The sequence below is a fragment of the Azospirillum sp. TSH64 genome (assembly GCF_003116035.1).
Classification (GTDB): Bacteria; Pseudomonadota; Alphaproteobacteria; order Azospirillales; family Azospirillaceae; genus Azospirillum.
Genome location: NZ_LGQW01000003.1, coordinates 1 through 2,791 on the forward strand (window position 1 = coordinate 1; position 2,791 = coordinate 2,791).

The window sequence follows — 2,791 nt, forward strand, 5'->3', positions numbered from 1 at the left end:
CGTACCCCTCCGCCGAGCACCGCCTTGTGACCGAGCGGGGAAGCTGAATCATGGGGCCTGTCCCTATGGTTATCCCTATGGCAGTCCCTATGACTATCCAACGCGTCGAGGTGATCACGGGCCAGGAGCGGCGGCGGCAGTTCAGCGACGAGAAGAAACTGCGACTGGTCGAAGAGGCGTTCCAGCCGGGCGTCAAGGCGACCGAAGTCGCCCGGCGCCTGGGCGTGGACGTCAGCCTGCTGTACCGCTGGCGCCGCCAGTTCTTCGGTCAGCAGCCCCGGCTGCCCGCCTTCATGCCGATCACCGTCGCCGCCGACGCTCCGGCACCGGAGGAGGTGGCGGAGCCGACAGCGGCGCCGGCGGCCTCACCAGCCGGTCTCATCGAGGTCGAGTTCGCGACGGCGCGCTTGCGCATCACCGGCGCGGTCGATCCGGCCCTGGTCGGCACGGTGATCGCCGCGTTGTCGGGACGGTCGGCATGATCCCGGTGCCTTCAGGCGTGCGGGTCTGGCTGGCCGGCGGGGTCACCGACATGCGCTGCGGGATGAACTCGCTGGCGCTGAAGGTCCAGGAGGGTCTTGGCCGTGATCCTCATGGCGGCGATCTGTACGTCTTCCGTGGGCGTCGTGGCGACCTGGTGAAGTGCCTGTGGCATGACGGGCTCGGCATGTCGCTTTATGCCAAGAGGCTTGAGCGGGGCCGTTTCATCTGGCCCAGCCCGGCCAGCGGAGCCGTGGCCATTTCCGCGTCCCAGCTCGCGTATCTGCTCGACGCCATCGACTGGCGCAATCCACAGCAGACTTGGAGACCGCGCTCGGCCGGATAGGCTGCGGCACAGTGAATCAACCCGCCGCTCTCCGGCGGGAAGAACGAGGATTGGTGCGGGTTTCCGGGTACAATCCGGCCCCATGGACGCCCTGCCCGACACCATCGACGCCCTGCGCGCCGCGCTTCTCGAAGCGCGGGGCCGAGCTGCGTTGGCCGAGGCGGACGCCGCCCAGGCGCGGGCCGAACGGTCCGGCGACCAGGCGCTGATCGCCACCCTGAAGCTCCAGATCGAGAAGCTCCAGCGCGACCTCTACGGCCGGCGCTCCGAACGGACCTCCCGACTGCTCGACCAGCTCGAATTCCAGTTGGAGGAGGCGGAGGCAAGCGTCGGCGAGGACGATCTGGCGGCGGAACAGGTGGCCGAGGCGACCGGCGCGGCCCGCATCACCCGCAAGGCGCCGTCGCGCAAGCCGTTCCCGGCGCACCTGCCGCGCGAGCGCGTCGTGATCCCGGCGCCGGCGGTGTGCCCATGCTGCGGCTCGACCCGGCTGTGCAAGCTGGGTGAAAGCGTGACCGAGACGGCCGAACGCATTCCCGCGCGGTGGAAGATCATCCAAACGGTGCGTGAGAAATTCTCCTGCCGGGACTGCGAGACGATCAGCCAGCCGCCGGCACCGTTCCACACCACGCCGCGCGGCTGGGCGGGACCGAACCTGCTGGCCACGCTGCTGTTCGAGAAGTTCGGCCAGCATCAGCCGCTGAACCGCCAGTGCGAGCGCTTCGCCAAGGAGGGCATGGAGATCAGCCTGTCCACCGCGGCCGACCAGGTAGGGGCGGCGTGCGGGGTGCTGAAGCCGCTGCTCGACCGGCTCGAAGCGCATGTGCTGGCGGCAGAGCGGTTGCACGGCGACGACACGACCGTGCCGGTTCTGGCCAAGGGCAAGACCGACACCGGCCGCATCTGGGTCTATGTGCGCGATGACCGGCCGTTTGGCGGCGAGGCGGCGCCGGCAGCGCTGTTCCATTACTCCCGCGACCGCGGCGGCGGGCATCCCGAGGCGCATTTGACCGGCTGGACCGGGGTGCTTCAGGCCGACGCCTATGCCGGTTACAACCGCCTCTACGATGCGAGCCGCCAGCCGGAGCCCGTGGCCGAGGCCCTGTGTTGGGCACACGCGCGTCGGAAATTCTTCGAACTGGCCGACATCGCCGCCAACAAGCGGCGCGGCAAGGGAGCGCCGCCGATCTCGCCCTTGGCGCTGGAGGCGGTGCGGCGCATCGACCCGCTGTTCGACATCGAGCGTGAGGCGCTGGGGCGTTCGGCGGCCGACCGTCTGGCGGTGCGCACCGAGCTGTCCAAGCCCCGGATCGAGGAACTGGAAAACTGGATGCGAACGGCCCGGGCCGGGATGTCGAAGCACGCGCCGGTGGCCAAGGCGATGGACTACATGCTGACCCGCTGGGAAGGCTTCACCCGCTTCCTGCGTGACGGACGGGTCTGCCTGACCAACAATGCTGCCGAACGAGCGTTGCGCGGCATCGCACTGGGCAGACGGGCATGGCTATTCTGCGGATCGGATCGAGGCGGGCAGCGCGCCGCCGCCATGTACAGCCTGATCGTGACGGCAAAGATGAACGACATCGATCCCCAGGCGTGGCTGGCCGACGTTCTGGCCCGCATCAACGATCTGCCTCAGACCAAGCTGCACGAACTGCTGCCCTGGGAATGGAAGCGGCTGCACGAGGCGACCACGGCGATCTGAGGAACCATGGCCAGAACCCGCAACCTCGTGACCATGGAGCGCGTCGCCGAGATCCTCGGCGAGGACGTCGAATGGCTGATCGACATTGCCATCGAGCTGGAGCCGGAGGACGGTTGCCTGGCCGTGTTCGGCCCAGGCGAGCAGTGGTTCTATGCCCTGACCGAAGATGGCGTCGAAAGCCTCAAGGAACTCATCCAAATCCACCGAGCAGCACGCTGAACGATTCGATCCGCACCCGCGTCACTCACCGGATGCGTACG

General features: G+C 68.3%; 4 protein-coding genes. All 4 read left to right on the plus strand.

Annotation, left to right across the window (positions count from 1 at the left end; all coding sequences use genetic code 11):
- The first annotated feature begins 89 nt into the window (after positions 1–89).
- A complete protein-coding gene (locus TSH64_RS00915) occupies positions 90–482 on the plus strand; it encodes a transposase (protein ID WP_158285315.1) in 393 nt (130 codons plus the stop codon).
- Positions 479–826 carry an IS66 family insertion sequence element accessory protein TnpB gene (gene tnpB, locus TSH64_RS00920; RefSeq protein WP_109095288.1) on the plus strand — a complete coding sequence of 116 codons (348 nt, stop codon included), beginning with the start codon at positions 479–481 and terminating at the stop codon, positions 824–826. Before TSH64_RS00915 ends, tnpB begins: the two co-directional genes overlap by 4 nt.
- Before the next feature lie 82 nt (positions 827–908).
- Positions 909–2,531 carry an IS66 family transposase gene (locus TSH64_RS00925; RefSeq protein WP_109095289.1) on the plus strand — a complete coding sequence of 541 codons (1,623 nt, stop codon included), beginning with the start codon at positions 909–911 and terminating at the stop codon, positions 2,529–2,531.
- A 6-nt stretch (positions 2,532–2,537) separates the two neighbouring features.
- Positions 2,538–2,750: a hypothetical protein gene (locus TSH64_RS00930; protein WP_109095290.1), complete on the plus strand. Its 213-nt coding sequence runs from the start codon at positions 2,538–2,540 to the stop codon at positions 2,748–2,750.
- Positions 2,751–2,791: the final 41 nt, after the last annotated feature.

Excerpts from the sequence above, each read along its gene's own strand:
- TSH64_RS00915 (WP_158285315.1), top strand. The coding sequence starts at position 90 with ATGACTATCCAACGCGTCGAGGTGATCACGGGCCAGGAGCGGCGGCGG.
- tnpB (WP_109095288.1), top strand. The coding sequence starts at position 479 with ATGATCCCGGTGCCTTCAGGCGTGCGGGTCTGGCTGGCCGGCGGGGTC.
- TSH64_RS00925 (WP_109095289.1), top strand. The coding sequence starts at position 909 with ATGGACGCCCTGCCCGACACCATCGACGCCCTGCGCGCCGCGCTTCTC.
- TSH64_RS00930 (WP_109095290.1), top strand. The coding sequence starts at position 2,538 with ATGGCCAGAACCCGCAACCTCGTGACCATGGAGCGCGTCGCCGAGATC.